Origin of the sequence: Stutzerimonas sp. FeSN7, assembly GCF_030263795.1 — a bacterium.
GTDB classification, from domain to species: domain Bacteria; phylum Pseudomonadota; class Gammaproteobacteria; order Pseudomonadales; family Pseudomonadaceae; genus Stutzerimonas; species Stutzerimonas stutzeri.
Window position 1 is genome coordinate 172,198 of record NZ_JARPMN010000002.1, and the last position, 25,805, is coordinate 198,002.

At 65.2% G+C, this 25,805-nt stretch carries 25 protein-coding genes; 8 read left to right on the forward strand and 17 right to left on the reverse strand.

Annotation, left to right across the window (positions count from 1 at the left end; translation table 11 throughout):
* Positions 1-70: 70 nt before the first annotated feature.
* Entirely contained in the window at positions 71-925 is an 855-nt protein-coding gene (gene rpoH, locus P5703_RS23645; RefSeq protein WP_011914994.1) for an RNA polymerase sigma factor RpoH, read from the forward strand.
* 76 nt (positions 926-1,001) lie between these two features.
* Here rpoH and P5703_RS23650 read toward each other — a convergent pair whose 3' ends face one another.
* From P5703_RS23650 to mtgA, 3 genes are all read right to left on the reverse strand, one after another.
* Positions 1,002-3,563, reverse strand: a complete 2,562-nt coding sequence (locus P5703_RS23650; RefSeq protein WP_043942283.1) for a hybrid sensor histidine kinase/response regulator — start codon at positions 3,561-3,563, stop codon at positions 1,002-1,004.
* Positions 3,564-3,743: 180 nt separating this feature from the next.
* Positions 3,744-5,672, reverse strand: a complete 1,929-nt coding sequence (dibA, locus tag P5703_RS23655; RefSeq protein WP_125872275.1) for a phosphodiesterase DibA — start codon at positions 5,670-5,672, stop codon at positions 3,744-3,746.
* A gap of 124 nt (positions 5,673-5,796) precedes the next feature.
* On the reverse strand, positions 5,797-6,525 hold the full coding sequence (gene mtgA / locus P5703_RS23660; protein ID WP_020305647.1) for a monofunctional biosynthetic peptidoglycan transglycosylase: 729 nt from the start codon (positions 6,523-6,525) through the stop codon (positions 5,797-5,799).
* Positions 6,526-6,592: 67 nt separating this feature from the next.
* Here mtgA and P5703_RS23665 point away from each other — a divergent pair, with 67 nt between their 5' ends.
* The 5 genes from P5703_RS23665 to P5703_RS23685 all read left to right on the forward strand — a co-directional run bounded on the left by P5703_RS23665 (position 6,593) and on the right by P5703_RS23685 (position 10,462).
* Entirely contained in the window at positions 6,593-6,967 is a 375-nt protein-coding gene (locus P5703_RS23665; RefSeq protein WP_014598011.1) for a DUF423 domain-containing protein, read from the forward strand.
* An 87-nt stretch (positions 6,968-7,054) separates the two neighbouring features.
* Positions 7,055-7,255: a sulfur carrier protein ThiS gene (thiS, locus tag P5703_RS23670; protein ID WP_003282763.1), complete on the forward strand. Its 201-nt coding sequence runs from the start codon at positions 7,055-7,057 to the stop codon at positions 7,253-7,255.
* 77 nt (positions 7,256-7,332) lie between these two features.
* Positions 7,333-8,127 carry a thiazole synthase gene (locus P5703_RS23675; RefSeq protein ID WP_013984334.1) on the forward strand — a complete coding sequence of 265 codons (795 nt, stop codon included), beginning with the start codon at positions 7,333-7,335 and terminating at the stop codon, positions 8,125-8,127.
* 64 nt (positions 8,128-8,191) lie between these two features.
* Positions 8,192-8,908: a tRNA (guanosine(46)-N7)-methyltransferase TrmB gene (gene trmB, locus P5703_RS23680; protein ID WP_003282761.1), complete on the forward strand. Its 717-nt coding sequence runs from the start codon at positions 8,192-8,194 to the stop codon at positions 8,906-8,908.
* A gap of 216 nt (positions 8,909-9,124) precedes the next feature.
* On the forward strand, positions 9,125-10,462 hold the full coding sequence (locus P5703_RS23685) for a DUF1329 domain-containing protein (protein WP_011914986.1): 1,338 nt from the start codon (positions 9,125-9,127) through the stop codon (positions 10,460-10,462).
* A gap of 43 nt (positions 10,463-10,505) precedes the next feature.
* On the opposite strand, the gene arcC is transcribed toward P5703_RS23685, so the two are convergent.
* The 4 genes from arcC to arcD form a co-directional block, all read right to left on the reverse strand.
* Positions 10,506-11,435 carry a carbamate kinase gene (gene arcC, locus P5703_RS23690; RefSeq protein ID WP_014598010.1) on the reverse strand — a complete coding sequence of 310 codons (930 nt, stop codon included), beginning with the start codon at positions 11,433-11,435 and terminating at the stop codon, positions 10,506-10,508.
* Positions 11,436-11,475: 40 nt separating this feature from the next.
* Positions 11,476-12,486, reverse strand: coding sequence for an ornithine carbamoyltransferase (locus P5703_RS23695; protein ID WP_011914984.1), 1,011 nt, complete (start codon positions 12,484-12,486; stop codon positions 11,476-11,478).
* Positions 12,487-12,537: 51 nt separating this feature from the next.
* On the reverse strand, positions 12,538-13,794 hold the full coding sequence (arcA, locus tag P5703_RS23700) for an arginine deiminase (RefSeq protein ID WP_014598009.1): 1,257 nt from the start codon (positions 13,792-13,794) through the stop codon (positions 12,538-12,540).
* Between the two features lie 91 nt (positions 13,795-13,885).
* Positions 13,886-15,313: an arginine-ornithine antiporter gene (gene arcD, locus P5703_RS23705; RefSeq protein ID WP_254161967.1), complete on the reverse strand. Its 1,428-nt coding sequence runs from the start codon at positions 15,311-15,313 to the stop codon at positions 13,886-13,888.
* 187 nt (positions 15,314-15,500) lie between these two features.
* Here arcD and P5703_RS23710 point away from each other — a divergent pair, with 187 nt between their 5' ends.
* The gene (locus P5703_RS23710) at positions 15,501-15,863 is read left to right on the forward strand and encodes a DUF5064 family protein (RefSeq protein WP_255222867.1); all 363 of its coding nucleotides are present in this window, start codon (positions 15,501-15,503) and stop codon (positions 15,861-15,863) included.
* A gap of 6 nt (positions 15,864-15,869) precedes the next feature.
* Here the strand turns inward: P5703_RS23710 and P5703_RS23715 are convergent, their stop codons facing one another.
* The 10 genes from P5703_RS23715 to P5703_RS23760 all read right to left on the reverse strand — a co-directional run bounded on the left by P5703_RS23715 (position 15,870) and on the right by P5703_RS23760 (position 24,655).
* Positions 15,870-16,193 (reverse strand): DUF3392 domain-containing protein, encoded by a 324-nt coding sequence (locus tag P5703_RS23715; protein ID WP_125852415.1) that lies wholly within the window; start codon positions 16,191-16,193, stop codon positions 15,870-15,872.
* Positions 16,194-16,202: 9 nt separating this feature from the next.
* Complete coding sequence (gene hemW, locus P5703_RS23720) at positions 16,203-17,381, reverse strand: radical SAM family heme chaperone HemW (RefSeq protein WP_125842301.1); 1,179 nt, start codon at positions 17,379-17,381, stop codon at positions 16,203-16,205.
* A complete protein-coding gene (gene rdgB, locus P5703_RS23725; RefSeq protein WP_011914978.1) occupies positions 17,378-17,971 on the reverse strand; it encodes an RdgB/HAM1 family non-canonical purine NTP pyrophosphatase in 594 nt (197 codons plus the stop codon). Before rdgB ends, hemW begins: the two co-directional genes overlap by 4 nt.
* Complete coding sequence (locus P5703_RS23730; protein ID WP_013984330.1) at positions 17,968-18,390, reverse strand: DUF4426 domain-containing protein; 423 nt, start codon at positions 18,388-18,390, stop codon at positions 17,968-17,970. Before P5703_RS23730 ends, rdgB begins: the two co-directional genes overlap by 4 nt.
* A 24-nt stretch (positions 18,391-18,414) precedes the next feature.
* A complete protein-coding gene (gene metW, locus P5703_RS23735) occupies positions 18,415-19,014 on the reverse strand; it encodes a methionine biosynthesis protein MetW (protein WP_011914976.1) in 600 nt (199 codons plus the stop codon).
* Positions 19,015-19,023: 9 nt separating this feature from the next.
* Positions 19,024-20,163: a homoserine O-succinyltransferase MetX gene (gene metX / locus P5703_RS23740; RefSeq protein ID WP_013984329.1), complete on the reverse strand. Its 1,140-nt coding sequence runs from the start codon at positions 20,161-20,163 to the stop codon at positions 19,024-19,026.
* 130 nt (positions 20,164-20,293) lie between these two features.
* The gene (locus P5703_RS23745; RefSeq protein WP_049340280.1) at positions 20,294-22,261 is read right to left on the reverse strand and encodes a dynamin family protein; all 1,968 of its coding nucleotides are present in this window, start codon (positions 22,259-22,261) and stop codon (positions 20,294-20,296) included.
* Positions 22,262-22,530: 269 nt separating this feature from the next.
* Positions 22,531-23,121, reverse strand: coding sequence for a YggT family protein (locus P5703_RS23750; RefSeq protein WP_014598006.1), 591 nt, complete (start codon positions 23,119-23,121; stop codon positions 22,531-22,533).
* A gap of 9 nt (positions 23,122-23,130) precedes the next feature.
* On the reverse strand, positions 23,131-23,955 hold the full coding sequence (proC, locus tag P5703_RS23755) for a pyrroline-5-carboxylate reductase (protein ID WP_049325487.1): 825 nt from the start codon (positions 23,953-23,955) through the stop codon (positions 23,131-23,133).
* Positions 23,956-23,965: 10 nt separating this feature from the next.
* Positions 23,966-24,655 carry a YggS family pyridoxal phosphate-dependent enzyme gene (locus P5703_RS23760; protein ID WP_020305660.1) on the reverse strand — a complete coding sequence of 230 codons (690 nt, stop codon included), beginning with the start codon at positions 24,653-24,655 and terminating at the stop codon, positions 23,966-23,968.
* Between the two features lie 66 nt (positions 24,656-24,721).
* Between P5703_RS23760 and pilT the strand changes: the two genes are divergently transcribed.
* Positions 24,722-25,756 (forward strand): type IV pilus twitching motility protein PilT, encoded by a 1,035-nt coding sequence (gene pilT, locus P5703_RS23765; protein ID WP_011914970.1) that lies wholly within the window; start codon positions 24,722-24,724, stop codon positions 25,754-25,756.
* The last annotated feature ends 49 nt before the right edge of the window (positions 25,757-25,805 follow it).

Consider the following 25,805-nt stretch of genomic DNA (forward strand, 5'->3'; position numbering starts at 1 on the left):
ACTTTTCCACAGGCTTGCAGTCTCATGCGGCAATGCTAAACTGCTGCAGCTTCGTCATTGGAGGTACTGCATGACAACTACTCTGCAACCTGTTCAAGCGCTAGTCCCGGGAGCGAATCTCGAGGCCTACGTGCAGACCGTGAACAGCCTCCCGCTGCTCACCGTCGAGCAGGAGCGCGAGCTGGCCGAGCGCCTTTTCTATCATCAGGATCTCGAAGCGGCTCGGCAGATGGTGCTGGCGCACCTGCGTTTCGTCGTTCACATCGCTCGCAGCTATTCCGGCTACGGGCTGGCCCAGGCTGACCTGATCCAGGAAGGCAACGTCGGCTTGATGAAGGCGGTCAAGCGCTTCAACCCGGAAATGGGTGTACGGCTGGTGTCCTTCGCCGTGCACTGGATTCGCGCCGAAATCCACGAGTTCATCCTGCGCAACTGGCGCATCGTCAAGGTCGCCACCACCAAGGCGCAGCGCAAGCTGTTCTTCAACCTGCGCAGCCAGAAGAAGCGTCTGGCCTGGCTGAACAACGATGAAGTGACTGCGGTGGCCGACAGCCTTGGCGTCGAGCCGCATGAAGTGCGCGAGATGGAAAGCCGCCTGACCGGCCATGACATGGCCTTCGATCCGGCAGCCGATGCCGATGACGACAGCGCCTATCAGTCGCCGGCTCACTACCTGGAAGACCATCGCTACGATCCGGCGCGTCAGCTGGAAGATGCCGACTGGAGTGACAGCTCCACCTCCAGCCTGCACGCCGCGCTCGAGGGGCTGGACGAGCGTAGCCGCGACATCCTGCAGCAGCGCTGGCTGAACGAGGACAAGGCGACCCTGCACGACCTGGCGGCCAAGTACAACGTGTCGGCCGAGCGCATTCGTCAGCTGGAAAAGAACGCGATGAACAAGCTCAAGGGCTCGATCCAGGCCTGACGCCCTTCAGCAGAAATAGATCGCGGGATGCCGACGGCTCCCGCGATTTTTTTTGCCTGTCATCTTCAGACTGTGATCACGGGCTGCCGGGACGGCGGTGCCCACGCGCTTTCTCGACCGCGGCCAGCAATTGCGCATTGGTGATCGGCTTGTGCAGCCAGACGATCTCTTCCGGGAACTGCGCGCGGTCGAACTGGTGGGCGGCGGAGATGACCACGATGGGCAGATCCTGCAGCACGGGCTTATCTCGCAGTTCGGCGATCAACTGCATGCCGCTGCCATCAGGCAGGTGCAGGTCGAGGGTCATGGCTTCGTAATGCTCGCTGGCGAGCTTTTCCCTGGCCTGGTGCAGGCTCTGCACGCGGTCCGCGGCGTAACCGCCTTCGCGCAGCATCAGGTGCAACAGGCGGCCGGTGTCCGGCTCGTCCTCGACCACCAGGATGCGTGGCAGATCTTCGCCGCCGTCGGTCTCGGTGGAGGGCAGCTGGATCGGCAGTTCGCACCAGAAGGTCGTGCCCTGGCCCGGCTCGCAATCGAAGCCGACCGTGCCGCCCATGCGCTCGATCAGCTCCTTGGTAATGGCCAGGCCCAGGCCGGTGCCGGATTTCTGCCGGCTGTCGGAGGCATCGGCCTGGGCGAATTTCTCGAACACCCGCGAGCGGAACGCTTCGGGAATACCCGGTCCCTGATCGGTGACGCTGATGCGCACGCGCTGGCCGCGCAGGCTGCTGTGGACGCGGATGTGACCACCCGCCGGAGTGAATTTGAAGGCGTTGGACAGGAAATTGCCGAGCACCTGCTGCAGGCGCATGCCATCCACCCAGACCCGCACGTCAGTGGCGTGCTCCAGGCTGCAGCGCACGCCGTGCTGATCGCATAGCGCCTGATTGCTCGCCAGGGATTCCTTGAGCAGCTCGCCGAGCGAGTGTTCGCGCAGTTCGAAGCTCATCTTGCCGGCGGCGATCTTCTCCATGTCCAGCAAGTCGTTGATCAGATGGCCCAGGCGCAGGCTGTTGCTGTAGGCGATTTCCAGCATCTGCTGCATGGACGGCGGCGCCTTGCCGAGCGCGCCACCGACGATCAGCCCCAGCGCCCCGCTGATCGAGGTCAGCGGTGTGCGTAGCTCGTGGCTGACGGTGGAGACGAAGTCGTTCTTCATCTGCTCGATGCGCTTGCGTTCGGTCAGGTCCATCAGCGTGCCGCTGATGCGCTGGGCCATGCCCTGCGGGTCGCGCTGGATGTAGCCGCGCAGCAGCACCGGCACGACATGGCCGTGCTTGTGCTGCAGGCGCAACTCGGTGGTGAAGTGGTCGACGTTGGCGAGCATCGTCTGCGCCAGTCTGGCTTTCTGCTGGGCAAGATCCTCGGCGACGATCACCCGCTCCCACAGCTTGAGGTCGCAGGGCAGCTCGTTGGGGCGATAGCCGAGCATTTCCCACGCGCGGGGCGAGGCGTACATGCTGCCGGCTTCCAGGTCCAGGTCCCAGAGCCCGTCGTTGCTGCCCTTGAGCGCCAGCGACAGACGTTCCTCGCTCAGCCGCAGGTCGTGCCGGCTCTGCCGGATATGCCGCGTCATTTCCTCGGCCAGGGCCTGGGCGCGGCCGTGACGCAGCGCCAGTGACGAGGTGAGAAAGAACACCAGCAGGCTGAGGCCGAGGCCGAGGCCGAATACCAGCGCCTCGTTGGCATGGAAGCGATCCTCGAACTCGGGGCGACTGTCCATGCGCAGCGTCCAGGTCTGGCCGTACAGTTCGAGTCGCTGCAGCGCGCTGTAGCGCGCGCTGCCGGGAGCAGGTGCCTCGCGCGAGGCGTGCAGCAGATGCTCGGGTGCCTCGTCGGCGCTGGCGTAGATGTGCAGCGCCAGCGGCAGGTCGGCGGCGCGCAGGATACCGCGCATCAGGTCGTCGACCCGATAGGGGCTGTAGACGAAGCCGAGCAGCGCCTGCATGCGCTCGTCCGGCGTGCTTGTCGGCAGGTGCGGGCGATACACGGGCACATAGAGCAGCACCCCGGCCTGGACCGTGCCATGGGTCTCCTGTACCAGCGTCACCTTGCCGGTGATGCTGGTCTCGCCGAGCTGCGCCGCGCGCTGCATGGCCTGCTGACGTATCGGTTCGGCGTACATGTCGTAGCCGAAGGCCGCCAGGTTGCGCCCGCTGAACGGTTCCAGAAAGATGATCGAGGTGTACAGCTCGCGCTCGCCAGCTGGGTGGATGTCGTAATCGGCAAAGCCCTGGGAGCGGATGCGCGCCACATGGGCGGCTCGCTCAGCTGGACGGATGGCCTGGGTGAAGCCGACGCCCTGGATGCCCGGATAACGCTCGGCCAGGGCCAGTCGTTCGACGTACAGCCGCCATTGTTCGCGGCTGACCTGCTCCACCGCGTCGAACAGGCCGGCGCCGCCGAGCAGGATCTGTTCATGGTCGCGCAGGCGCTTGCGGATCGCCTCGGTGACCTTCTCGCCCAGCATCTGGAACTGCTCCTGGGCGGCCCGGTCCTCATTGGCGCGCAGGCTCTGCCAGACGACCAGCTGCACCAGCAGCGTGAACACCAGCATGCCCCAGGCGATACCGTTTCGCCGGGTGAAGAACTGGCGCAAGCCGCCAGGGGGACTGTGGTGAATCGATGGGTCGCTCATCATGTTCGCTGTGGTACGCGTGTTTACCCGATCTGCCGACCTTCGGCCGACGGGCGGGTCGCTGGTCGATCGGGCCGGGCGGCGCAACGCCTGCCGGTTTCGACCTGGGCTTTCGGAATGCGGTCCTTGACCGTTCTGTCAGCTTACCCCCGGTGATGGCCTATTGATATAAGCGCTTCGTCAGGGTCTCGACGAGCGGCAGCGCTGTCCGTAGTCGAGCGCGGTGGGTTGCCAGTCGATCTCGTCGGCCGGTCTCGGTCGGGCGAAACCGTAGCCCTGGCCATAGTCGCAGTTCTGCTCCAGAAGGAACGCCGCCTGGTCCGCAATCTCGATCCCCTCGGCAACCACTTTCAGGCCGAGGTTATGTGCCAGGCCGATCACCGAGCGGGTGATGGCGGCGTCTTCGCGGTCCGCCGGCAAGCCGCGGACGAAGCCCTGGTCGATCTTGAGCTTGTGCACGTTCATGCGCTTGAGACGCTGTAGCGAGGAATAACCGGTGCCGAAGTCGTCGATGGCCAGCTGAACGCCGAGGGCGCGCAGCCGTTGCAGCAGTTCCAGCGCACCGTCCGGGTCCTGCATGACGGCGCTTTCGGTGATTTCCAGCTCCAGATGGCGTGCTGCCAGCCCGCTGCTGGCCAGGACAGTGGCAATCTGCAGGTCGAGGTCGCCGTTGCCGAACAGCCGGCTGGAGATGTTCACCGCGATGAAGCCGAGTGGGCGACCCTGGCCGAGCCATTCCCGGGCCTGGTGGCAGGCCTGCTGGAGAACCCAGTGGTCGATGGCGCTGATCAGCCCGGTCTCCTCGGCGATGGGGATGAACACGGCGGGCGAGATCAGGCCCTTCTCCGGGTGCTGCCAGCGCACCAGCGCCTCGAACCCGCTGATGCTGCCCTGGCGCAGGTCGTAGATCGGCTGGTAGTCCATGCGCAGTTGCCCCTGCTCCAATGCCTGGCGCAATGCGGTGACCAGCTCCACGCGCTGGCGCGCCTGGCTGGTCAGCTCCTGAGAGTAGAAAGCGTAGGTGGAGCGGCCGCTGCTCTTGGCCTTGAACAGCGCCGAATCGGCATTGCGCATCAGCTGCTCGACGTTCTGCACGTCGGTGGGGTAGGGGTAGAGCACGATGCCGATGCTGGCGCTGCTGAACAGCTCCCGCTCGCCGAGCCGGAAAGGCTCGTTCAGGCGATCGAGGATGCGTAGCGCCAGGGCGGTTGCCTTTTCCGCGCCGTAGTCCTCGCAGAGCAGGGCGAACTCGTCGCCGCCCAGGCGGCCGAGGGTCATGCCGCTCTCCAGCTGCTCGCTCAGGCGCGCGCTGACGGCCTGCAGCAGGGTGTCGCCGAGGTTGTGACCGAGGCTTTCGTTGATGTCCTTGAAGTGGTCGAGGTCGATCAGCAGCAGCGCGCCGCTGCGCTTGTTCGCCCGGGCGCGTTCAAGGTCCTGCTTGGCGCGCTCGGTGAAGAGCAGACGGTTCGGCAGGTTGACCAGCGGATCGAAATGCGCGAGCTGGTCGAGCTCCTCGCGCGAGCGCTTTAGGGCCGACAGATCGGAGAAAACCGCCACGTAGTGGCTGAGCTGTCCCTCGTTGTCGTAGATGCAGCGCAGATTCTGCCATTGCGGGTACACCTCGCCGTTCTTGCGCCGGTTCCAGATCTCTCCGCTCCAGACGCCATCTTCCTGCAGTGCCTGCCACATCTGCCGGTAGAAGGTGGCGTCATGCTTGCCGGAGGCGAAGAGCTTCGGTGTCTGGCCAAGCACTTCCTCGGTGCTGTAACCGGTGATCCGCGAGAACGCCGGGTTGACGTGCACGATGTGCTGTTGCGGGTCGGTGACCAGCACGCCTTCCTGGGTGCTGTCGAAAACCGCGGCGGCCTGCTTCAGGCTGGTTTCCTGCAGATGCTGGGCGCGCTGCTGCTCATCGAAGCGACGGACGTGCCGGCGACCGAGCACGAACAGCAGGGCGCTGGTGAGCGTCACGAACAGGGCGCCCTTGCCCATCTGCCAGGCCTGGCCGTCACCGCTCACCAGTTGGCCGAGCAGGGTGTCGCCGAGAAGGATCCACAGCATCGCCAGGCAGAAGTAGCCCAGGCTCAGCCGGACGAGAGAGGTGTTCATCGTTGCTCTTGGGTCCGATCGAATACTGCACAGTCAAACCCCATCGCACCATGGCGAGCGGGCGCTAGGTCATCAGGCACCGGTAGTGCTGCGTCCTGCTGCGCCGGTCGTGCTGCATGCCGGCTCACAGCCAGCTCGGCCACCATTCCGGGTGGTTCGGTTTGATTCGCTGCAAGTAATGGCTGCCACCGAGCTGGCGCATCTGCTGTCGAATCCAGGCCGCGCGATTGTTCACATAGCGGCTCGGTTTACCAGCGTTCCATTGTCGCGGGTTGGGCAGCACCGCGGCCAGCAGGCTGGCCTGGTGGGCCGACAGATAGGGCGCGCCGGTACCGAAGTGATGCTGCGCCGCCGCCTGCGCACCGAAGATGCCGTCGCCCCATTCGACGCTGTTGAGGTAGACCTCGAGAATGCGTTGCTTGGGCCACAGCAATTCGATCAGCGCGGTGAACCAGGCCTCCAGTCCCTTGCGCGGCCAGCTGCGGCCGGACCAGAGAAACAGGTTCTTGGCCACCTGCTGGCTCAGCGTGCTGGCGCCGCGCAGAGATCCGCCTCGCTCATTGTGGCTGAGGGCAGCGCGGATTGCAGCGACGTCGAAGCCCCAGTGGTCGGCGAATTTCTGGTCCTCGGCGGCAATCACGGCCATTTTCAGGTCGTCGGGCAGCTCGCGCCATGGTCGCCACTCGCGGGTCAGGTCGATCGCCGCGCCGGTGCGCCAGGATTCGATCTTGCGCTCGATCATCAGCGCGGTGAAGGGCGGCGGCACCCAGCGCAGCAGCAGGACCAGCAGCACCGAAAGGGCGATCAGCCAGAGCAGCAGTTTGGACAGGCGCAGCAGCAGGTTTCGCAACATGGCACGTGGTCGTGGGCGAAAAGAGCGGGCATTATAGCGGCCGCTCAGGCCATCGACCGGAAAAGCAATGATTCGTAGCTATCTCGTGCTTGCCGCCCTGTTCGGTTTGACCGGCGTCGCCCTCGGCGCCTTCGCCTCCCACGGCTTGCGCAGCCAACTGAGCGCCGCCCATCTCGCGGTATTCCAGATCGGCGTGCAGTACCAGCTGATCCATGCCCTGGCGCTGCTCGGCGTCGCGCTGCTCGCGCTGCAACGCCCCGGCCGCCTGCTGAGCGCGGCGGGCGGCCTGTTCGTGGTCGGCATCCTGCTGTTCTCCGGCAGCCTCTATCTGCTCACGCTGACCGGGGTCGGCAAGCTCGGCATGATCACGCCCATAGGCGGCACCGCCTTTCTCGCGGGCTGGCTGTGTCTGGCGCTGGCGGGCTGGCGCATCCGCGGCTGAGCGGGACGAACGGCCGCGGGGTGCGCCTTGGTGCACCGGGTGGTTCGGGCTAGAATGCCGTCCCCTTTCGCAATGGCAGCGAACAGCATGCAGATTCAACTCAACGGCGAACCCTACGAGCTGCCAGCCGGCCAGACGGTGGCCGACCTGCTGGCGCGCCTGGAACTGACCGGTCGCCGCCTGGCCGTCGAGCTCAATCGCGATATCGTGCCGCGCAGCGCGCACGCCAGCACCGCGCTCAGCGAAGGTGACCAGGTCGAAGTGGTGCACGCCATCGGCGGCGGTTAACCGCACCCACTCATCCGAATGACGCCGCCTCTGCGGCGCCCACAGCCCGCAGCAACACGTCCGAACGAGGATTTCCCATGCGCCCAGTTCCGAACGACAAGCCTTTCACCCTGGCCGGTCGCACCTATCAATCGCGCCTGCTGGTCGGCACCGGCAAGTACAAGGACCTCGAAGAGACGCGTGCGGCCATCGAGGCCTCGGGTGCCGAGATCGTCACCGTCGCGGTACGCCGCACCAACATCGGCCAGAACCCGGGTGAGCCGAACCTGCTCGACGTGATCAGCCCGGAGCGTTACACCATCCTGCCGAACACCGCCGGCTGCTTTACCGCCGAGGATGCGGTACGCACCTGCCGCCTGGCCAGGGAGCTGCTCGACGGCCACAAGCTGGTCAAGCTGGAAGTGCTGGCCGACCAGAAGACCCTGTTCCCGAACGTGATCGAGACCCTCAAGGCCGCCGACGTGCTGGTCAAGGACGGCTTCGACGTGATGGTCTACACCAGCGACGACCCGATCATCGCGCGCCAGCTGGCCGAGATGGGCTGCATCGCGGTGATGCCGCTGGCCGGCCTGATCGGCACCGGTCTGGGCATCTGCAACCCATACAACCTGCGCATCATCCTCGAGGAGGCGACCGTCCCCGTGCTGGTCGACGCCGGTGTCGGCACCGCTTCCGACGCCACCATCGCCATGGAGCTCGGCTGCGAGGCGGTGCTGATGAACAGCGCCATCGCCCATGCGCAGAATCCGGTGCTGATGGCCGAGGCGATGAAATACGCCATCGAGGCCGGGCGCCTGGCCTACCTGGCCGGTCGCATGCCGAAGAAGCTCTATGCCAGTGCCTCCTCGCCGCTGGAAGGGCTGATTCGCTGACACCTTTCGTGGCCGGCCTCGACGCTTCGTCGGGGCCGGCTTTTTTATACCTTGCAGGCAGACCATGACTGAGCAGAACCCCGCGGCCGAAGAGCAGCAAACCGAGCACCGCCGCACCATCAAGAGTTTCGTGATGCGCGCCGGGCGCATGACCGAAGGCCAGCAGCGCGGCCTGGAGCAGGGCTGGCCGAAGTATGGCCTGGAGCTTGCCGATGGCCTGCGCGATTTCGATGAGGTGTTCGGCCGCAGCGCGCCGCGGACCTTCGAGATCGGCTTCGGCATGGGCCACTCGACGCTGGAAATGGCCGCCGCGGCGCCGGAGCAGGATTTCATCGGCGTGGAAGTGCATAAACCGGGCGTCGGCGCGTTGCTGAGCGGACTTGTGTCACAGAAACTGACTAACGTCCGGGTCTACAGTTGCGACGCCCTGGAGGTGCTGCGTGACTGCGTGGCCGACGCCAGCCTGGACCGCGTGCTGCTGTTCTTCCCGGACCCCTGGCACAAGAGCCGTCACCACAAGCGCCGCATCGTGCAGCCGGCCTTCGCCGAGCTGGTGCGGCGCAAGCTGAAGGTCGGCGGCGTGCTGCACATGGCCACCGACTGGGAACCCTATGCCGAACACATGCTCGAGGTGATGAATGTCGCCCCGGGCTACCGCAATCTGGCGCAAGACGGACGCTGCGTGCCACGCCCGACGGAGCGCCCGGTGACCAAGTTCGAACGCCGCGGCGAGCGGCTCGGCCATGGCGTCTGGGACCTGAAGTTCCAGCGCATCGACTGAGCGAGGCCAGACAAGCGACACCCGAGACGCCGCGCCGCCGCCTGGCCTGCCTGCCAGCCTACGCGATCGCTCGCCGGATCCAATCGAAGAGCCGCAACAGCGGCCAGGGAAGAGTGCCTGCCAGGACGGCATGCCTGCCCATACCAGACAACAAATGCAATGCCGTCAGCCGGGCATGGCCATGCCCTGCGTCGCGCATAATTGGGGGAGTAGACGATGTACGGAAAGATTGGAATTCTGTTGTTGGCGGCCTGTGCCGCTGTGCAGGCACAGGCCAAGGTGGACAGCACCCAGGCCGCGCGGTTGGGACAGGACCTGACGCCGCTGGGCGCGGAGCGGGCGGGCAATGCCGCCGGCACCATTCCGGCCTGGACCGGTGGCGTCCAGGCACCGGCCGGCTACGAGCCGGGCATGCATCATCCCGACCCGTTCGCCGGAGATTCGCTGCTGTACCGGGTCGATCGCAACAATCTGAAGGAACATGAAAACCAGCTTCCCGAAGGCATGAAGGCGCTGCTGGAGCGCTATCCGGACTACCACCTGCGCGTATTCCCGACCCGCCGCAGCGCTGCGGTACCGCAGCGGATCTACGATGCCACTCGTTTCAATGCCGTCAGTGCCGAGCTGATCGCCAACGGCAACGGCATCCAGGGTGCGGCGGCCGGGATTCCCTTCCCGATCCCGCAGAGCGGCATCGAGGTCATCTGGAACCACATCCTGCATTACAAGGGTGACCAGAGCCACATGATCAACAACCAGGCGGTGGTGATCGGTGGTCGGGCCAATTACATCAAGCGCGACCGGCACGTGTACTACGTCTACAACCGCGAGGGGATGACCTACGCCGATCTGGACAACACCGTGCTGTACTACAAGTACCGCGTCACCGCGCCGGCCAAGCTCTCCGGCACCGCGCTGGTCGTGCAGGACCCGATCGACCAGGTACTGACCACCCGCAAGGCGTGGCGCTACAGCCCGGACGATCGTCGTGTGCGCCGCCTGCCTTCGCTGGCCTACGACTCCCTGCAGCCTGACACCAGTGGCCTGGCCACGGCCGATGTGGTGGACTCGTTCAACGGCGCCCCGGATCGCTACGACTGGGAACTGCTCGGCAAGCGCGAAATGCTCATGCCCTACAACAGCTACGCCGTGCATCAGAAGGGCATTTCCTACGACACCATCGTCCAGCCGCGCACCCTCAACCCCGACCTGCTGCGCTACGAGCTGCACCGCGTCTGGGTGGTCGAAGCCACGCTGCGCAAGGGCTTCAGCCATCTCTACGACAAGCGCCGCTTCTATATCGACGAGGACAGCTGGGCGATCCTGGCAGTCGATCTGTATGACGAGAAGGGGCAGCTGATCGGCCTGCAGGAAAGCCATCCGATCAGCTATTACGACGTGCCGATGTTCAACAGCACGCTGGAGACGCTCTACCATCTCAAGGATGGCAACTACTTCGTCGACGGCCTGGACAACAACGAGCCGATGTACGATTTCAACGTGAAGCTCGGCCCACGCGATTTCTCGCCGCAGGCGCTGCGTCGCGGCAACTGAGGATCACCGGGATAAAAGAAGGGCGCCACTGGCGCCCTTTTTTTCACGCCTGGCACAGGCCTGCGGCCGCCAGGCTGACGCGGGTACCGGCTGCGCCGCGGACAATGGCCTCGATCTGTTCGAGCGAGCCGATCACCGCGACCTTGCCGGTATTACGTGCGAACTGGCAGGCCGCTTCGATCTTCGGTCCCATGGAGCCGGCAGCGAAACCCAGGCCTTGCAGTCGGTCTGGGTGGGCTTCGGCGATCCGCCGCTGCTGCGGGGTGCCCCAGTCCAGGTAGGCGCCGTCGACATCGGTCGCGATCACCAGCAGGTCGGCGGCGAGCTGCTCGGCCAGCAGCGCTGAACACAGGTCCTTGTCGATCACCGCCTCGACCCCTTGCAGCCGTCCGTGCTGGTCGTAGACGGTCGGAATGCCACCGCCGCCGGCACAGATCACCACGCTGCCCTTCTCCAGCAGCCAGCTGATCGGCCTGATCTCGAAGATCCGCTTCGGCCGCGGGCTGGGCACCACGCGGCGGAAATGGTCGCCGTCCGGCGCAATGCTCCAGCCCCGTTGTTCGGCCAGACGCTGTGCCTCTTCGCGTCCGTAGACCGGGCCGATCGGTTTGCTCGGCGCCTGGAAGGCCGGATCCTGCGGATCCACTTCGACCTGGGTCAGCAGGGTGGCGAAGGGCACCTCGAATGGCAGCACATTGCCCAGCTCCTGCTCGATGATGTAGCCGATCATGCCCTCGGTTTCGGCCCCCAAGACGTCCAGCGGATAGCTGGGTACGTCCTTGTAGGCGGCCCCCTGGAGGGCCAGTAGCCCGACCTGCGGGCCGTTGCCGTGGGCCACCACCAGTTGGTTGCCCGGTGCGATCTGCGCGATCTGTGCGCAGGCCCGGCGGATGTTCTCTCGCTGATTCTCGGCGCTCAGCGGCTCCCCTCGGCGAAGCAGGGCATTGCCGCCCAGCGCAATGACGATGCGCATGTCGGTTCCTCCAGGGCGCCCATCACGGGCGCCGGTCACGTCAGATGTCGGCGAGGGTGGAGACCAGGATCGCCTTGATGGTGTGCATGCGGTTCTCCGCCTGCTCGAAGGCAATGCAGGCCGGGGATTCGAACACCTCCTCGGTGACCTCGATACCGTTGGCCAGGTGCGGATAGCGCGTGGCGATCTCCTTGCCGACCTTGGTCTCGCTGTTGTGGAACGCCGGCAGGCAATGCATGAACTTCACCCGCGGGTTGTTGCTCGCCTGCATCAGCGCCGCGTTCACTTGGTAGGGCAGCAGCTGCTGGATGCGCTCGGCCCAGGCGTCCATCGGCTCGCCCATCGAGACCCAGACGTCGGTGTGGATGAAGTCGACGCCTTGCACCGCCGCCTGCGTATCCTCGGTGAGCAGCAGGCGCGCACCGCTCTGCGCGGCGAATTCCTCGCAGGCCTTGACGTGTTGCTCGCTGGGCCAGAGGGCGCGCGGCGCGGCGATGCGTACATCCATGCCCAGCTTGGCGCCGATCAGCAGCAGGGAGTTGCCCATGTTGTTGCGCGCATCGCCCAGATAGGCGTAGCTGATCTGGTGCAGCGGCTTGTCGCTGTGCTCGCGCATGGTCATGACGTCGGCGATCATCTGCGTCGGATGGTATTCGTCGGTCAGGCCGTTGTAGACCGGCACGCCGGCGTAGCGCGCCAGCTCCTCGACGATCTCCTGCTTGAAACCACGGTATTCGATGGCGTCGTACAGCCGTCCGAGCACCCGCGCGGTGTCCTTCATGCTTTCCTTGTGGCCGATCTGCGAGGAGTTGGGGTCGATGTAGGTGACGTTGGCGCCCTGATCGTAGGCGGCCACCTCGAAGGCGCAGCGGGTTCGCGTGGAGGTCTTCTCGAAGATCAGCGCGATGTTCTTGCCCTTGAGATGCTGGCGCTCGGTACCGCTGTACTTGGCGCGCTTGAGGTCGCGGGAGAGATCGAGCAGGTACTGCAGTTCGCGCTCGCTGTGGTGCATCAGGCTGAGCAGGCTGCGGTTGTGAATGTTGAAGGCCATGGGGTGAGTCCTCCGCAATGTCGGTTTGCCGGGGTGGGCCCGGCGCGGTGATCAGTAGTCGAGCGCGTCGCGCGCGATCGGGCAGGTCATGCAGTGGCCGCCGCCGCGACCACGGCCCAGTTCGCTGGCGCTGATGGTGATGACTTCCACCCCGGCCTTGCGCAGCTGTGTGTTGGTGAAGGTGTTGCGGTCGTAGCCGATGACCACCCCGGGTTCAAGGGCGACCACGTTGTTGCCGTCGTCCCACTGCTCACGCTCCACCTCGTAGCTGTCGCCGCCGGTTTCCACCACCCGCAGGGCGGGCAGGCCGAGAGCTTCGGCGACCACCTGGAGGAAGCTGGCCTTTTCCCGGCGCAGGTCGATGCCGCCGGGTTTGCTTTCGTCGGGGCGCAGGCTGAACGCGACGATGCCGTGCACCACGTCGGGGTAGATGGTCACCAGGTCGCGATCGCAGAAGCTGAACACCGTATCCAGGTGCATCGCCGAGCGGGAACGCGGCAGGCCGGCGACGATCACGCGCTCGGCCGCGCCGTGGCGGAACAGCGACTGCGCCAACTGGCCGATGGCCTGCCGCGAGCTGCGTTCGCCCATGCCGACCAGCACCACGCCCTTGCCGAGCGGCATCACGTCGCCGCCTTCGAGCGTGGCCAGACCGTGGTCGAGCTCGGGGTCGCCGTACCAGACCTTGAAGTCCTGGCCGGCGAACTGCGGATGGAAGCGGTAGATCGCGGCCGCGAGCAGGGTTTCCTGGCGGCGCGCGGTCCAGTGCATCGGGTTGAGCGATACACCGCCGTAGATCCAGCAGCTGGTGTCGCGGGTGAACAGGGTGTTGGGCAGCGGCGGCAGGATGAAGCTCGAGTGGCCCAGATAGTCGCGGAACAGGCTGACGACTTCGCCGCTGCGGGTGCCCGGAATGTCGCTGCCGGACACCCCGCCGATCAGGAATTCGGCAAGTTGCCGGGGTTGCTGTTCTTCGAGCCAGCTACGCACCTCGTCCTGCAGGCCGATGCCGACCTGGTTGGCGGTGATCTTGCGGTCGAGAATCCACTTCAGCGCCACCGGATTGCTCACCGTCTCGGTCAGCAGGTTGTGCATTTCCAGCACCTCGACGCCGCGCTCGCGCATCTTGGTGACGAAGTCGAAATGATCACGCTTGGCCTGGTTGACCCAGAGCACATCGTCGAACAGCAGCTCGTCGCAGTTGCTCGGCGTCAGGCGCTGGTGGGCGAGGCCGGGCGAGCAGACCATCACCTTGCGCAGCTTGCCCGCCTCGGAATGGACACCCAGTTTCGTTAGTTGCTGAGTCATGGCATTTGCCTCCGTCAGTCATTGCACCGGTAGGTGCAGAGTGGCTCGCCAACGCTTGTGGCCTTGGCGAGAGAGGGCGCCGGGGCGCCGGTCAGAGGGACAGGAAACCGTCGTAGAGGCCGTAGGCCGCGATCGCCGCCCCGATGAGCACGGCGGCGAAGATCAGCTTCTCGACGCCGCTGAATACCGGCTGCCCCAGTTCGCGCTTGGCCTTGGCGAAGAACAGTGCCCCCGGCGCATAGAGCAGCGCCGACAACAGCAGATACTGGATGCCACCGGCATAGACCAGCCACACGGCATATAGCGTAGCGACGGCGGCGATCAGCGTGTCCTTGCGCCGTTCACCCGCGGCGTTCGCGTATCCCTCGCCGCGAACCCCGAGCAGCAACGCATAGGCCGCCGACCAGAAGTACGGCACCAGGATCATCGAGGTGGCGAGGTAGAGCAGGCTGAGATAGGTGGAGGCGTTGAACAGGGTGATGATCAGGAACAGCTGGATCAGCCCGTTGGACAGCCACAGCGCATTGACCGGAACGTGGCGGGTATTTTCCTTGCGCAGGAAGCTCGGCATGGTGTGGTCACGGGCGGCGGCGAAGAGAATCTCGGCACACAGAAGGGTCCAGGACAACAGGGCACCGGCCAGCGAAACCACCAGGCCGACGCTGATCAGCACCGCGCCCCAGCGACCGACCACCTGCTCCAGCACGCCCGCCATGGAAGGGTTCTTCAGGCCCGCCAGCTCGGCCTGGCTCATGATGCCCATCGACAGGATGTTCACCAGCACCAGCAACGCGAGCACGCTATAGAAGCCGATGACCGTGGCGCGGCCGACGTCGCTACGGCGCTCGGCGCGCGCCGAGAACACGTTGGCGCCCTCGATACCGATGAACACCCACACCGTCACCAGCATCATGTTGCGTACCTGCTGCATCACGCTGCCCAGCTCCGGGTTGCCACGGCCCCAGAAGTCGGCAGTGAACACGTCCAGGCGGAAGGCCACCGCGGTGATCACGATGAACAGGATCAACGGCACGATCTTGGCGATGGTGGTGACCAGGTTGACGAACGCCGCCTCGCGGATACCGCGCAGGACGAGGAAATGCACGCCCCAGAGCACCAGCGAGGCGCCGATCACCGCCGGCAGGGTATTGCCCTCGCCGAACATCGGAACGAAGTAGCCCAGCGTGCTGAACAGCAGCACGAAGTAGCTGACGTTGCCGATCCAGGCGCTGATCCAGTAGCCCCAGGCGGAGGAGAAGCCCATGTAGTCGCCGAAACCGGCCTTGGCATAGGCGTAGACACCGGCGTCGAGTTCCGGCTTGCGGTTGGCCAGGCTCTGGAACACGAAGGCCAGAGTCAGCATGCCCACGGCAGTGATTGCCCAGCCGATCAGGATGGCGCCGGCGCTGGCACTGGCCGCCATGTTCTGCGGCAGGGAAAAGATTCCGCCGCCTATCATCGAACCCATCACCAGCGCCACCAGCGCGCTGAGTTTCAGTTGCTTCGAGGTCGTGGTCATTACCCTGTCTCCTTTCAAGACCGTGCGTAGCGGGACCATTGAATGCCTGCCAGTGCGTTGCGGTCATGACAGACGTCAAGAAAGTGTGTGAGTGATGGTGCAAGGATGCCTTTGGCCGGTTGCGGTGCGATGAACGCAGCCGGACCGGCACAGCCATTGCGCAGTCAGCTTCGAGCGAGGGGAAGCGGTGTTCAGACCCGGACATGTGGAAATCAGCCGGCTGCCGACCGAGGCGCGCCCCGGCTATCACCTGACCCTCGACTATCACGTCGAAGGTGCCGAACCGAGGCCGGAGTGGGCGTGCTTTCACCTGCGCGTCGAGGCACCTCAGGTGCATATCGACGAGCAGTTCCGGATGCATCGGGATGTCGCCTACAACTTCCTGCAGCGCATTCGCCGGTGCCTGCGTGACCATGGCGTACAGGTCAGGCAGGACATCCTGTTCGGCTTTCACGCGTTGTATGACCCGTTGTATGCGGATCTGCGGCAGCAGTTGCACCTGCAGCCCGGCGAGGCGGTCGATCTCGACCGCTTCCTGCGCGAAGGCTGAGTGGCGTCAGTTGCGGTCGGCGATCACGCCGATGAGGAAGAAGATCAGCAGCAGCACCGGCGCCAGGCTGTAGTTGTTCAGGTGCGCCAGGCCCTGGGTCATCCAAGGTGTGAGAAAGACGATGGCCAGGCCGTAGCCCACCGCGCAGACGAGCACGAAGATCAGCGTACGCAGGAAGAAGTTGAGGCTGCTCACCGTGTTCTTGACCCAGGCGTTCACCGCCGGGCCGAACAGCACGAAGAGTGTTGCCATCAGCGCGAGGGAGATATCGGACAGGTGACTGCGGCTCCAGCGCGACAGCGTGACGATCAGGTCGAGTAGCAAATCCATGCAGGGTCCTTAAGGCAGGAAGCTCTGTAGCAGGTCGTTGAGAAACAGCTGGCCTTTGGGCGTCGCCACCAGCCGGTCGGGATCGTTGGACAGCAGACCCCGAGCCTCGGCGTCGCGCCGTGGCTTGGCGATCGCATCCAGCGCCAGCCCTGTGCGTTGAGTGAACAGCACGGCCGGCACGCCGTCGGTGAGGCGCAGCACATTCATCAGGAATTCGAAGGGCAGCTCGTCCGCGGTCAGCTGCTTCTCGCCTGCGCGGAAGGCCTTGGCCGGATCGAGGTAGTCCTTCGGCAGGCGGGTCTTCCAGCTGCGCAGGATGCGGCCGTCGGCATGGCTGAGCTTGGCATGGGCACCGGCACCGATGCCGAGGAAGTCGCCGAAGGTCCAGTAGTTCAGGTTGTGCCTCGCCTGTCGGCCCGGCTGGGCATAGGCGGAGGTCTCGTACTGGCGATAGCCGTGCTCGCCGAGCAGTGCCTGGCCGGCCTCCTGAATGTCCCAGAGGATGTCGTCTTCCGGCAGCTGCGGTGGCTGGCTCCAGAACAGGGTGTTCGGTTCCAGGGTCAGCTGGTACCAGGACAGGTGCGTCGGCTGCTGGGCGATGGCGGTGCGCAGGTCGCTCAGCGCATCCTCCAGGCTCTGGTCCGGCAGGCCATGCATGAGGTCGAGGTTGAAGTTTTCGAAGCCTGCGGCACGGGCCATGTCCGCTGCGCGGATGGCTTCGCCGCCGTCGTGGATGCGCCCGAGCGCCTTGAGCTTGGCGGCCTGGAAACTCTGCACGCCGATCGACAATCGATTGATGCCGAGCTGGCGGTAATCGCGGAACTTGGCCTGCTCGAAGGTCCCGGGGTTGGCTTCCAGGGTGATCTCGATGTTGTCGGCGAACCCGACCAGATGCTCCAGGCCCTCGACGATGGCGGCCAGTGCCCGGGCGGAGAACAGGCTTGGCGTGCCGCCACCGAAGAAGATCGAGCTCAGCCGGCGGCCCTGGACGTGCTCGAGGTCGGCCCGCAGATCCGCCAGCAGCGCGGCCACATAGGCCTCTTCCGGCAGTTCAGGGCCGGCCGTGTGGGAGTTGAAGTCACAGTACGGGCACTTGCGCACGCACCAGGGGATATGGACGTACGCCGCCAGAGGCGGCAGTTCGAAGCGGCCCTGGCCGGTTGCCGGCGCGGCGCTTGCGGCGATCATATCCCCAGCCGCTGCTTGAGCAGGGCCATGGCGCGTGCGCGGTGGCTGAGCTGGTTCTTCTGCGCGGCGGGCAGCTCGGCGCTGGAGCAGTCGCACTCCGGTACCCAGAACAGCGGGTCGTAGCCGAAGCCGTGCTCGCCGCGCGGCGCATGCAAGATGCGCCCATGCCAGAGGCCTTCGCAGATGATCGGCAGCGGATCGTCGGCGTGCCGCACCAGGGCCAGCGCACAGACGAACTGCGCGCCGCGCTCGGCGTCCGGGACGTCGCGCAGTACCTGCAGCAGCTTGGCATTGTTGGCTGCGTCGCCCTGGCCATCGGCGTAGCGCGCCGAGTAGATACCCGGTGCGCCGCCCAGGGCGTCGACCGCCAGGCCCGAGTCATCGGCCAGGGCCGGCAGGCCGGAGATCCGTGCCGCATTGCGCGCCTTGAGAATGGCGTTCTCGATGAAGGACAGGCCGGTTTCTTCCGGCTCCACGGTGCTGAACTCGGCCACCGAGCGGACGCGCACGGCGTCGCCGAGCATGGCCTGGAGTTCCTTGAGTTTGCCGGCGTTGTGACTGGCCAGCACCAGTTCGGAAAAAGGCATCATCGGTCGGGGAAGAATTCCTGGTTGAACTCGAAACTGAACGGCTGCGCGCCGGTCGGCTGCACGGTGAGGCGGAAGCGCAGGGTTTCCTGGGAGTCGAAGGGGAACTGCGCCAGGTAGTAGATCGCCTCGTCGCCTTCCTTGAGCTGCTTGAAGGTGAGCTGGCGATCCTGGCCGAGCAGGTTCTTCACCTGGCCGCTGACCTGGGCGGCGACCGGCTTGCCATCCTTGACCACCGACACGTTGACCACGCCCTGGGTCTTGCTGCGCACCAGGCCGGCGGCTGCGGCGATGTCCGGCTGCAGGAAGCCGGAATTGAAGGCGATGTAATGGATGTCGTACTCGCCGACGCTGTGCTTGCGCTCGGCCAGTGCCGGCAAGGTGAGCAGTGCGGCCAGCAGGCCGATCAGCATGCGTTTCATGGGTCTACCTCCTGCGTTGGTGGGTCAGCGGGACGGCCCGGTGACACGATAGATGCCGATTTCGCCCAGCAGATTGGGCCAGAGTCGGCTCGCCCAGCCGTGCTTGTGGTCGCGGTCCACGGCCAGACGCTCGCGCACCCTGGCACCGCTTTCCTGGCACAGTCGCTCGAAATCCTCGAAGGTACAGAAGTGGATGTTCGGCGTGTTGTACCAAGTGTAGGGGAGGAACTCCGATACCGGCATGCGGCCCTTGCTCGCCAGGTACCAGCGGCAGCGCCAGTGGCCGAAGTTGGGGAAGGTGATGATGCACTCGCGGCCGACTCGCAGCATTTCCTTGAGCAGCTTGTCGGGGTAGTGCACCGCCTGCAGCGCCTGGGTCATCACCACCATGTCGAAGCTGTCGCTGGCGAAGTTGCCAAGGCCGAGGTCGAGGTTCTGTTCGATGACGTTGACGCCCTTGTCGATGCAGGCGGCGATGTTGTCCGGGTCGATCTCCAGGCCGTAGCCGCTGACCTGCTTGTGGTCGCGCAGCCAGGCGAGCAGCTCGCCGTTGCCGCAGCCGAGGTCGAGGACTCGGCTGCCGGCCGGGATCCAGTCTTGGATGATGTCCAGATCGGCGCGCATCTTCGTTCCTTATACGGCTATGCGGTTCATGTAACCGCGGAAGGCTTGCAGGTAGCGGGGGTTGGGAATCAGGAAGGCGTCGTGACCCTGCGGCGCGTCGATCTCCAGGTAGCAGACGTTCTTGCGTGCCGCGAGCAGGGCGTCGACGATTTCCCGCGAGCGTTCCGGCGAGAAGCGCCAGTCGGTGGTGAAGGACATCACGCAGAAGTCCGCCTGAGCGACCTCGAAGGTCCGGGCCAGGTCGTCATCGTTGGCCGCGGCCGGGTCGAAGTAATCCAGCGCCTTGGTCATCAGCAGATAGGTGTTGGCGTCGAAGCGCCCGGAGAACTCCTCGCCCTGGTAGCGCAGGTAGCTCTCGACCTGGAACTCGACGCTGTTGAAGTCGTAGTTGAGCTTTTCGCTCTTCAACCCGCGGCCGAACTTGGTGCCCATGGCATCATCGGACAGGTAGGTGATGTGGCCGACCATGCGTGCCAGCATCAGGCCGCGCTTGGGGATGACCCCCATTTCCTGGAAATGCCCGCCGTGGAACTCGGGATCGGAGAGGATCGCCTGGCGTGCCACTTCGTTGAAGGCGATGTTCTGCGCCGACAGCTTGGGCGCCGAGGCAATCGCCAGGCAGTGACGCACCCGCTCGGGATAGCTGATGGTCCACTGCAGGGCCTGCATGCCGCCCAGGCTGCCGCCGACCACTGCGGCCCACTGGTTGATGCCGAGCCGATCGGCCAGGCGTGCCTGGCTGTGCACCCAGTCCTCCACGGTGACGACCGGGAAGTCCGCGCCGTAGGGTTTGCCGGTGGCCGGGTTGGTGCTGCTGGGGCCGGTGGAGCCGTTGCAGCCGCCGAGGTTGTTCAGGCTGACTACAAAGAAACGATCGGTATCGATGGCCTTGCCCGGGCCGATGCAGGAATCCCACCAGCCGGGCTTGCGATCGTCCTCGCTGTGGTAGCCGGCAGCATGGTGATGGCCGGACAGGGCATGGCAGATCAGCACGGCATTGCTGCGCGCGGCGTTGAGTTCGCCGTAGGTTTCGTAGATCAGCTGGTAATCGGCCAGCGTGCGGCCGCAGGCGAGTGTCAGTGGTTCGGCAAAATGCGCGACCTGCGGACTCACCAGGCCAACGGAATCGGCGGGAATTGCAGTGGGCATCGACCCTGGCTCTTGCTTGGAGAAGGCGGCAAAGTCTAAAGGTAAGCGCGCTGCAATTCATCCTGAAATACAGCGGCGGGTGGGCGCGTTGCCATTTCGCCATCCACGATGGCGTCAAATGGCAGCGAAGCTAGCTGATCTGGACGCTGCTCAGGCTGACCACCTTGCTCTGGCGGCGAAGCGGTGCAGGGCGGCGCAGCGCGCGCAGCATCTCCGCGGCCTGCGTCAGTTGCTGTTCCAGTTCGCCGCTGTAGCGGGTCAGCAGCTGACCGCGCTGGCTGTTCTGCTGGCTTTCCTTGGCCAGGCTCTTCAGGCGCAGCATGTGGGTTTCCAGCTGCTGCTTGTGCTCCAGCGAAAACTGCAGCAGCGGCGTCAGGGCATCGCCGGACCAGCGCTCGGCTTCCTGGCGCAGGCGCTGATGCAGGCCGATGACCTCCTGCACCAGGGTGGCGAAGAAGCGCCGGGTCAGCGTGCGCTGCTCGGTCAGCAGCGTCTTGAGCTGCAGGCGGAACTGGTCGGCCTTGCCTTGCAGGGCACGCAGTTCGCGCTGGTAGGGCTGCAGCTGGAACAGTGGCGGGTCGATGCCGTGCAGCGGGTTCTCTTCGCTATGCCGGCGATAGATCGCCGACACCATCTTGTTGGCCCGTTCGGCTTCCTGTTCGAGGATGCCCAGGTCCTGCTCAACCGAGCGGAAGAAATGCAGGATCGCCAGGTTGATCCCCAGCGTGGTCAGGCTGCCGGTCAGGCTGCGGCGCAGGCGGGTCAGGTGCTCTTCCAGCCGCTCCGCGCGGATCGCCGCCCGCAGCAGCTCGCCTTGGCGCTGCAGCAGGCGCTGGTTGGTCTTCAGGTCGAGCAGGCGCTTATGGTGGCGGTTGTGCTCGTGGCGCGTGCGCGCGGTGAGCTCAAGCAGCATCTGGCCGCTGCCCTGCTGGTGACTGGCGAGCAGGTCGCGTTGCTCGATGACCTTTTCCAGGCGCAACCGCAGGGCGTGCTGGCTGTTCTGGATCAGCGCCATTACCTGGAGCACCACCTGATCTTCGAGCAGGCGCTCCTTCTGCGCCAGGATGCGCTGGCTGAGCAGCTGCTCCAGCTCGGCCAGCTGACTGCGTTCGAGCAGCGCCTGATCGCCCCGGATCTTCGCCATCAGCGCCTGTTTGGCCGAAAGCGGCAGGACGTCGGCCGCATCGATGCCCAGCTGTTGCGCGGTGGTCTCGCGGATCTGCTCGATGGCGTTCTGCACGAATGCCTCGCCGGCGACATCGTCCCAGAGCACGTCGATCTTGTTCAGCACGGCGAACAGGCTGTTCTGCGTGTCTTCGTCGAGCTGGCGGATGTGTTGCTGCCAGATCTGCATGTCGCTGGCGGTGACGCCGGTGTCGGCGGACAGCAGGAAGACGATGGCCTGGGCGTTGGGCAGCATCGACAGGGTCAGTTCGGGTTCGCTGCCCAGCGCGTTCAGACCGGGCGTGTCGAGGATGCGCAGACCCTGCCGCAGCAGCGGATGGTCGAAGTTGACCATGGCGTGACGCCAGGCGGGCACCAGTACATCGTCGCCGCCGCCCACGCTCTCCAGCGTGGCGGGATCGAAGCCGAGGGCGATCGCCTGTTCCACCGGCACGGTCTTGGTTTGCGCGACCTGGGCGAAGGCCTCGGCCATGCTCTGCGGGTCACGTGGGTCCAGCGGCAGGTTCAGCCACAGTCGCGAGGTGCGCTTGAGCTGGGCGATGCTGGTGTCTTCCAGGCGCGACTCGATGGGCAGCAGGCGAATATAGGATCGTTCCGAACGCGGGTCGAAGAGCAGCTCGGTGGGGCACATGGTGGTGCGACCGGCGCGGGACGGCAGGATGCGCTGGCCATAGCTGGAGAAGAACAGGCTGTTGATCAGCTCGGTCTTGCCGCGGGAGTATTCGCCGACGAACGCCAGGGTGATGTGATCGGTGCGCAGCACCCGTAGCGCACGTTCCAGGCGCGCGTCGACGGCCTCGCTGCTCAATCGGTTGTGCGCCAGCCAGCTGCGATAGCGGGTGATCTCACGAATCAGATCGCGCTTCCAGGTGACGTAGGCGTCCACGTGTCGATCGAGTCGTTCCATGCTCATCCAGCTCCCGGTGTGATTCGGCGAATTATCGGACCCGCCGATGCGCGGTCAATTCAGTCCAGGCCTGACGCGACCGAACGGGCCTGCCGGTGGCATAGACGGTCATCGCCGGCTCGGGTCGAGTCGATGTCCTCGTTCACATCCCCGCGGTCATGCCGCGAGGTAGGATGGAAACAGCCGAGAAAATGCAGTCTACGTGCTGCCAGGCGGCAAGCCGAGGCGCTTTTCGCGTCGGCCCGCCGCTTTGACTGCAAAGCATGAACGGCGTCTCAGATAAGCATGCGCAGGATGTTCGGCATGTGGGTCATGGTGGCCAGGTTGTTCACCACCAGCATGTCCAGCAGCTTGATCGCGAGGAAGGCGAAGATCGGCGAGATATCCAGCCCGCCGAGGTTCGGCAGCAGGCGGCGGAAGGGCATCAACACCGGCTCGCAGATCTGGCTGACCAGCTGAGCGCCCGGGTTGTGGCTGCCCGGCGCGACCCAGGAGAGGATCACGCTGATGATCAGCGCCCAGAAGAAGATGTTGAGGAACAGGCCGGTGATGCCTACCAGCGCCCAGACAAGGAGCAGCAGCGGATTGCCGGTGGTGCCGTAGGCGATCAGCAGGATCAGCGCCATCAGCACCATCTGCACGATGATCGCGAGTACCAGCGAGGACAGGTCCAGCGAGCCCATGCTCGGGATGACGCGGCGCATCGGGCGTAGCAGCGGGTGGGTGGCCTTGACGATGAACTGGCTGAGCGGGTTGTAGAAGTCGGCACGTACCAGCTGGAGGATGAAGCGCAGCAGCACGATCAGCAGGTAAAGGCTGCCCAGGGTCTGGATGACGAGGATCAGGGCTTGCGAGAGTTGGGACATGAATGCTCCTTATTGGCCCAGTTGTTCGGCCAGTTCGGCCGAGCGTTGTGCAGCGGCGTTCAATGCCTGCTGCACCAGCTGCTCGAAGCCGCCAGCCTGGAAGGCTTTGATCGCCGCTTCGGTGGTTCCGTTCGGCGAGGTGACGCGGCGTCGCAGTTCGGCCGCCTCGACATCGCTCTCGCAGGCCATGCGGGCTGCTCCCAGTGCGGTCTGCAGGGTCAGCTGGGCGGCGGTTTCGCGAGGCAGGCCGAGCTGCTCGCCGGCAGCGGTCATCGCCTCGATGAGCAGGAAGAAATAGGCCGGGCCACTGCCGGAAACGGCAGTCACCGCATCGATCAGGTGCTCCTCGTCGAGCCACAGCGCCATGCCGACGGCTGACAGCAGCTGTTCGGCCTGGGCCTTCTGCTCGGCACTGACCTGGGCGTTGGCAAACAAGCCGCTGACGCCCTGGCGCAGCAGCGCCGGTGTGTTGGGCATGCAGCGCACGATCGCCTGCGGCCGCGGGCCGAGCCAGCGCTGCAGGCTGTCGCAGCTGATGCCGGCAGCGATGGAAACAATCAGCGGCCCATGTTCGAGGTGGGCGGCCAGGTCGCGGCAGACGGCCTGCATCACCTGCGGCTTAACCGACAGCACCACCACATCGGCGTCAGCCAGTGCTTCGGCATTCTGGGCGAAGGTCTGGATGCCGTGTTCGGCGCTGATTTTCGCGCGCTGTTCGGTACCCGGGTCGCTGGCGCGGATGGCATCAGCGGCGATGCCCTGGGCACGCAGCCCGCCGATCAGGCTGGCGGCCATGTTGCCGGCGCCGATGAAGGCGATGCGGGGAGAGGTCATAGCGATTCCTTTATTGAGGGCGGCCGTAGTCACGGGCGCCGAAGAGAGCAGTGCCGATGCGAACCCAGGTCGCACCTTCGGCAATGGCAGCTTCCAGATCCTGACTCATGCCCATGGACAGCGTATCCAGATCAAGTGCCAGCTCGTCGCGAAGCTGCCGCAGACGGGCGAAGGCGGCGCGTTGCTCGGCCGGATCCTCGCTGGGGGCCGGGATGCACATCAGACCGCGCAGGCGCAGTCGTGGCAGCGCGGTGATCGCCCGCGCCAGCTGCTGCACCTCCTGCGGTGCACAGCCGGACTTGCTGGCCTCGCCACTGACATTCACCTGCAGGCAGATGTTCAACGGCGGCAGCGCCTCAGGGCGCTGATCGGAGAGGCGCTGGGCGATCTTCAGGCGGTCCACCGAGTGCACCCAGTCGAAGTGTTCGGCGATGGCCTTGGTCTTGTTTGACTGGATGGGGCCGATGAAATGCCAGGTCAGCGGCAGGTCGTCCAGCTCGGCCTGCTTGTCCAGCGCTTCCTGCAGATAGTTCTCGCCGAAATTGCGCAGGCCGGAGGCGAATGCGTCGCGAATGGCAGCGGCTGGCTGGGTCTTGCTGACGGCCAGCAGGCCCACGGTGGCGGGCTCACGACCCACAGCTTGCGCCGCCTCACGGATGCGTGCTCCGACCTTTGCAATATTCTTCTCTATCGTGGACATTACTTGCGCCCGCCGCCTTGGGGTCTGCGCGGCATTCTACCTGCTCGCTTGTAATTGGGGAGTCCCATGGATATCACTGAACTGCTGGCCTTCAGCGCCAAGCAGGGTGCGTCGGATTTGCACCTTTCCGCCGGCCTGCCGCCGATGATCCGCGTCGATGGTGACGTGCGGCGCATCAATCTGCCGGCCATGGACCACAAGCAGGTGCATGCGCTGATCTACGACATCATGAACGACAAGCAGCGCAAGGATTACGAGGAATTCCTCGAAACCGACTTCTCGTTCGAGGTGCCGGGTGTGGCGCGCTTCCGCGTCAACGCCTTCAACCAGAACCGCGGCGCCGGCGCCGTGTTCCGGACCATTCCGTCCAAGGTGCTGACCATGGAGGACCTCAACATGGGTGAGGTCTTCCGCAAGATCACCGACGTGCCGCGCGGGCTGGTGCTGGTCACCGGGCCGACCGGCTCGGGTAAGTCGACCACCCTGGCGGCGATGCTCGATTACCTGAACAACACCAAATACCACCATATCCTTACCATCGAAGACCCCATCGAATTCGTTCACGAGTCGAAGAAGTGCCTGGTCAACCAGCGTGAGGTGCACCGCGACACCCTGGGCTTCTCCGAGGCGCTGCGCTCGGCCTTGCGTGAAGACCCGGACATCATCCTGGTGGGCGAGATGCGCGACCTGGAAACCATTCGCCTGGCACTGACCGCCGCGGAAACCGGCCACCTCGTGTTCGGCACGCTGCACACCACCTCCGCCGCCAAGACCATCGACCGCGTGGTCGACGTGTTCCCGGCCGAAGAAAAGTCCATGGTCCGCTCGATGCTCTCCGAATCGCTGCAGGCGGTGATCTCGCAGACCCTGCTGAAGAAGATCGGCGGCGGCCGCGTCGCGGCCCACGAGATCATGATCGGCACCCCGGCGATCCGTAACCTGATCCGCGAGGACAAGGTGGCGCAGATGTACTCGGCGATCCAGACCGGCGGTTCGCTCGGCATGCAGACCCTGGACATGTGCCTCAAGGGGCTGCTGGCCAAGGGCCTGATCAGCCGCGACAGCGCGCGGGAAAAGGCCAAGCAGCCCGAGAATTTCTAAACGCCTGACAACCCCGGACGCCGCCCGGTGCGGCGCTTGCCACGATTGC